Here is a 5,903-nt window from a genome sequence, read left to right as displayed (position 1 = left end):
CGCAGGCTCTTTGGCATCTCGAATTAATGATAACTTTCAAGTTCTCAAGCCTGCATCTTCAAGTTGAACGAGTATATTTATGTTGAAGACAGGATTATTTTAGAAACAGGATTTATGCAGGACGCAGGGCTAAACTTGATGATCAAATAAAGGGTACCTGTCTAAGGCGTGATTCTGGTTAGCAACTCTCACTGTTTTGCTTGCCACATGAGGCTTTTCTACATAGGCTAATTATTCTCTTTATCTTTATACAGACTTGATTGTGTTGGAAAATGACTAATATTTTTATCGTTGTGGTCGTGCTGGTGGTGTTCTTTTACTTTATTCAAAAGTATTTGGTGAAGCACGATGACACCAAAGAGCATGCGTATCAGAAAAACGGGGCGCTGATTTCAGCGCAACAGGCCACATTCTATAATGCACTTAAATCCGCAGTTGGGAATCATGGGGAAGTCTTCGCTAAGGTCAGCATGTCTCATGTTATTGTTCCTGCCAAAGCGGCCAACAAAAAAGACTGGTTTATTGCGAGCAATAAGATCTCGCGCAGTTATTTTGATTTTGTGGTGTGCGACCCAAGAACGCTAGAGCCACGAGTGATCATCGAGCTTGATAACGGTAAAGAGCTGAATAAAGGTAAAGTTGATCGCGAAAAACTGCTGATTCACGTGTGTAAATCGGCAGGCTTGCCTTTGATTGGTGCATCCATCAAGCACAGCTACCAAGTGAGCCGCCTGAAAAGATTATTGGCCGCGCACATCGATCTCATCGAGCCATCTCAAGAAGTTCGTTTTTGTAAAAAGTGCGGCAGCCCTATGGTCATTAAACTGGCGAGCCAAGGCGATTACAAAGGTCGACGCTTTTTCACTTGCAGCCGTCAGCCAAACTGTACTTACACGGAGAACTACAATGTGGTGTTTGACGTAGAAGAATAGAAGAATAGAAGAATAGAAGAATAGAAGGTATCGACACTCATTGCATTTAGTTGGACACCACCGAATCAATAAAAAGCCGAGCATTGTGAAATGCTCGGCTTTACTTTCAGCTCAGGTCTGAATTAGTACAGATTAGGTTAGGTTAATTAAAAAGCGTAACGCATGCCAACTTGTAGCTCATCTTCATCGTTATCGCCTGATCCACCTTCACCTTCGTCTAGCATATTAAACTTATAGCTACCGAAGAACGCCACATTACCAATGTAGCGTGCGTATTCTACGCCAATAAAGTTGATGTCGTAAGCCGCGATATCATCCGCTTCAAAGTAGCTGTAGGTCAGGTTAACCGTGTTATCACCAAACGAGTAACCCAAGTAAGCGTCTGCTGAATCGTAGTCCGAGTCTTTAACGCCTTCACCTGAAATGCTACCAAACTGATACAGTACAGCGAACCAAACACCTTGATCGTTGGTGTACTTGATCGCACCGATGTAGGCATCAGAGGTTTCAGTGCCAACTCCTCCATAGGTTTCGTCGCTGGAAGCGTAACCGACACCAACATCTAATCCAATTGAAGTGCTGCCTGCGATAACCGCGCCGAAGCCGTCACTTTGTGCGGATTCACTATCTGAATTGAAATTGCCATCAATTTGAAAGGTGATGTTGTCGCTCGTCAGTTCATAGCGTAAGACGTTTTTTGCTCGGTCAGCCGTCGACACCGTGTACTCATTAATATAGCCACTGAAGGTTTCTGCCATATCCGTCCAGTCGGTTAAGTAGGTCACGGCGTTATTTTGGTGACCATAGTAGACGTTACCGTGATTGGTTTGAACACCCGTATATAGGAATCGAGTGTTAATGCCAATATCATCTGATGCGCCATCTTCAGACTCTGTTAGCTCGAACTCGTACTTCCCAAAAAAGGATACGTCGTCCGTCATTTTTTGTGTGCCATTAACACCGATACGTACACGAGACTTGTCCTGGTAAGTACTGCTGTTGCCGGGACTTTTGTTTGCATCAGAGAAGTTCCCTCGAACCTCCGCGCGGCCGCTCATATTCAATACTGTTTCATCTGTCTCGTAAATGGTCGCTGCCGAGACAGCAGATGTTGATAGTATGCTCACCACTGCAATGGCGATATGTGATTTTTTCATGATTCATTCCCTATTTTTCACACTTGTATTTATCGCAAACTAGAAATTCACATATAGCATTGAATGCTAACTATTTATTCCTATAAGTTATGAATATAGACGCACTTTGCCATTATGCAAATTTCCTTATGCATTACTGTGCTGTATGTATCTCAAAAAGTTCATAGTTTTTATAGATTGAGTTTTAAGTCTTTATAGGTGGTTGTTCTTTAAAGTGTTAACTCGGCAATATAAATTGTTGGAAAAGGTCTGTTGCTCTATAGAACGATGCCGCATCTATGCATGCAGGTAATAGTGCAGTCATTGTCGTCGCTCAAGCACTATAGAAGTGGTAGTTACAAGTTTTCATTGAACGCTTGATGGACTTCATCCTACGTAGGTGAGTTATTCATTCGCTCGCGGTTATCTAAAATAGCGCGCTAATTAATCGTCAACATTACCGGATCGACTCCGTTAATAAATACAGACCATAGAATGAAAACAAACCAAGCTATTTTTATGACCTTTTTCCTTGTTGCGTTCGTTGCTGGTTGCACAACACCACATCAAGTCGAAAATCGAGTGACAAAGCAAAATTATCATCAAGTTTCGCTGCCAATCGAAAGTGATCCCTCAATTACAGAGCCAGTCAGAACTTGGTTGGGGTACGGTGAACAATACTTGTATAATCCAGAAAGTGATTCCACCTCTGTACGTGTTAGCGGTGATCAATTGAATACGTTGGTACTGTCTGGTGGTGGTTCAAAGGGCGCTTTTGGCGTTGGTTTTGTGACTGCGCTATATGACCAAGGTAAACTGCCTGACTATTCGATTGTCACAGGGGTAAGTGCCGGCGCGTTGATGGCCCCATTTGTCTTCGTTGGTGGCGAAGAGATCCCTAAGTTAAAAAGCACTATCATGGGTATGAACGATAAGATGCTGCTTGGCCATAAAAACTTTTTCAATGTCGTGTTTAAAGATGGCATTTCAAAAGGTGAGAGCTTTATGTCTTATGTTGCGAGTGTTTATGATGATGAGTTTATTGAAAAGATAGCCCAGCAGCACCGAGATGGGCGCCGCTTATTGATTGGAACCACGCACTTTGATTCTGGAGAAATGGTGGTCTGGAACCTAGGGCAGATAGCGGCAAGTGATTATGATCAAAAATCTCACCTTATCCACCAAGTCTTAGTTGCGAGTGCATCAATACCGGCTGTGTTCCCACCTCAGTTTATTGAGGTTGAATATCAAGAGGAGTCATTGGAAGAGATGCACGTCGATGGCGGATTATCGGCGCAAATGTTTCTTCAAGCAGCGAATATCGACTTCCAAAATATTAGCGATGCTTTGGGTTTATCCAAACAACCACAAGTTCATATTATTCGAAATGGTATGTTAAAAATGCCTTATGAGATCGTAGAGGATAAGGGCATGGATTTATTATCAAGAACGCTAAAATCGATGACGACCTTACAAAGTCGTGGTGATCTATATAGGATGATGTATCTGAGCGAATTACAAGAACTCGATGTGTCTTTCACTTACATTGATGAAAATACCACGGTAACTCAAGAATCAAACAAGATTTTTGACGTACAATATATGCAAGAACTGTATCTGTATGGTTACGCGAAAGGCCAAGAAACCACGCCATGGACAACTGAAATCCCAAATTGATCATGCTAAGTTAGTGGAGTGTGTACTGTAAGGCTTAGAATTATCTAAGCCTTTTGTTTTAACTAAACTGCGTTTTTTCAGTGGTTTGACGATAATTTGCTTGTAAAATAGGCATCTCGTCACGTCTTTGATTGCAAAGTGAGCAAACGATTCGCAACATGCCAGTTAATGCTTGCACCACCTGCCCATCATGGATATTATCTTCCTCGTTCTAAGGGAATGCGTCCGTAGCTCAGTTGGTTAGAGTACCGCCTTGACATGGCGGGGGTCGGTGATTCGAGTTCACTCGGACGCACCATTTCTTCTTTAGTTTTTATTACATAACTATTGAGTTTGTCACAATGGTAGTAATAAGAAATTAGAACATCGCCCGCTTAGCTCAGTTGGTTAGAGTACTTGCATGACATGCAAGGTGTCACTGGTTCGAGTCCAGTAGCGGGCACCAAATTATACGAAAGAGCCCGCCTAGTGTGGGCTTTTTTGTGCCTGTAATTCCTTGTTTTATCAAGTTCTTAGCCATTTATTGGTCCCAAGAGATTCCATGATGTGTTGTAAAATCCACCGTTTAAAGTAACACTGTTAGTAACACTACAGGAAATACGGATTGGTGATGTTACTATGGCTAGGAAAACAACCCCATTAACAGCGACTCAGATCTTACAAGCAAAACCTAAAGAAAAGGAATATAGCCTGCTCGATGGTGATGGTCTTGCATTGAGAATAAAGCCCAATGGTTCCAAATTGTGGCTCTTTAACTATTACCGTCCAATTACTCGTAAACGAGCAAACCTCAGTATTGGTAAATACCCATCTGTATCGCTTGCTAAAGCTCGAACCAAAGCGATTGAGGCAAGAGAACTACTCGCTGATGGTATTGACCCGAAAGAGCACCGTGATACGACTCTTAGAGAGAAACAGTTAGAATTGGCGAATACGTTACAGTCGGTATTTGATGACTGGATTGAAGTGAAGAAAACAAGCGTCAAAGAGCAAACGGCTAAGAAGCTAAAGCAACGAATTGAGAAGTACCTCTTACCTGATCTTGGTAAGCTCCCCCTTGGTGACATTACGGCACCACAAGCGATAAAAACAATTAAACCCATTGCGAATCAAGGTAAATTAGAAACAGTAGGGCGTTTGTGTCGTAACCTCAATGAGATAATGACCTTTGCAGTAAACACGGGTGTGATTGAACACAACAAGCTTGCTGGCATTGGTAAAGCTTTTGAAACCGCCAAGGTAACCAACCAAGCTTCGTTAGCCCCAGATGAGCTTCCAGAGCTCCTCAAAACAATCAACTACGCATCCATTAAACCTATCACTCGCTGCTTGCTAGAATGGCAACTTCATACCATGACAAGGCCAGCTGAAACTGCTGGGGCACGTTGGGATGAAATTGACAGAGAAAAGATGCTTTGGGTCATTCCTGCTGAACGAATGAAAAAGGGAAGAGTGCATACTGTCCCTTTAACAAAACAAACTTTAGACCTATTAGAAACGATTGATTTCATTACGGGGGATAGTGAATTCCTTTTCCCGGCAGACAAAAGTAACAACAATCACATCAACAAAGAGACAGCAAATAAAGCATTAGTAAGAATGGGTATGAAGGGCAGGCAAACTTCTCACGGTTTACGCGCATTAGCCAGTACCACCTTAAATGAGCAAAACTTCGATCCAGATATTATAGAAGCCGCACTTTCTCATGTAGATAGAGATAAGGTAAGAAGCGCATACAACCGTACTGATTACCTTGAACGCCGTAAAGTTCTCATGGAGTGGTGGAGTGATCATATCGAAGACGCTGCTTCGGGGAGCTTGTCGATGAGTGGTAAAAAGAGCCTTAAAGTTGTTGGTTAATAGGTACATGTAATTTGATTTCAGTAAACGTATGTTACGGTGTAACCGGTATCCTTCACTGAATTTAGAAGTCGGACAGGGCATTGGCAAAGGGTACGGATTTTCTGTTATGCATATAACCTAAATAATTTCAGATATATGTCATTTAAGTGAAGTCCACTCACTTGTAAGGTGTCAATATGCCAAACGTAACCACTCGCTTAATTCGTCTCAATGAAGTACTATACCCGTGATCATTGAAGGTGCTTGATTTTTAGTAAAATCAGGATCATGCTACGAACTATGATAATTACACTGA

4 protein-coding genes and 2 tRNA genes are annotated in these 5,903 nt (G+C 42.1%); 5 read left to right on the top strand and 1 reads right to left on the bottom strand.

What is annotated here, in order from left to right; translation table 11 throughout:
* The first annotated feature begins 272 nt into the window (after window positions 1-272).
* The gene (locus tag Q1A70_RS18535) at window positions 273-932 is read left to right on the top strand and encodes a DUF2726 domain-containing protein (protein ID WP_299695113.1); all 660 of its coding nucleotides are present in this window, start codon (window positions 273-275) and stop codon (window positions 930-932) included.
* A gap of 146 nt (window positions 933-1,078) precedes the next feature.
* Here Q1A70_RS18535 and Q1A70_RS18530 read toward each other — a convergent pair whose 3' ends face one another.
* Window positions 1,079-2,089, bottom strand: coding sequence for a porin (locus tag Q1A70_RS18530; RefSeq protein WP_299695110.1), 1,011 nt, complete (start codon window positions 2,087-2,089; stop codon window positions 1,079-1,081).
* Window positions 2,090-2,563: 474 nt separating this feature from the next.
* Here Q1A70_RS18530 and Q1A70_RS18525 point away from each other — a divergent pair, with 474 nt between their 5' ends.
* The 4 genes from Q1A70_RS18525 (at window position 2,564) to Q1A70_RS18510 (ending at window position 5,605) form a co-directional block, all read left to right on the top strand.
* Entirely contained in the window at window positions 2,564-3,745 is a 1,182-nt protein-coding gene (locus Q1A70_RS18525; protein ID WP_299695107.1) for a patatin-like phospholipase family protein, read from the top strand.
* A 221-nt stretch (window positions 3,746-3,966) separates the two neighbouring features.
* Window positions 3,967-4,043: transfer RNA gene (locus tag Q1A70_RS18520), tRNA-Val, on the top strand.
* Window positions 4,044-4,113: 70 nt separating this feature from the next.
* A tRNA-Val gene (locus Q1A70_RS18515) sits at window positions 4,114-4,190 on the top strand.
* A gap of 173 nt (window positions 4,191-4,363) precedes the next feature.
* On the top strand, window positions 4,364-5,605 hold the full coding sequence (locus tag Q1A70_RS18510; protein WP_299695104.1) for an integrase domain-containing protein: 1,242 nt from the start codon (window positions 4,364-4,366) through the stop codon (window positions 5,603-5,605).
* Window positions 5,606-5,903: the final 298 nt, after the last annotated feature.

Origin of the sequence: uncultured Vibrio sp. (genome assembly GCF_947488985.1) — a bacterium.
Lineage (GTDB): Bacteria > Pseudomonadota > Gammaproteobacteria > Enterobacterales > Vibrionaceae > Vibrio.
The sequence above is the reverse complement of the archived record's forward strand: the minus strand, read 5'-3'. Positions and strand labels throughout refer to the sequence as shown.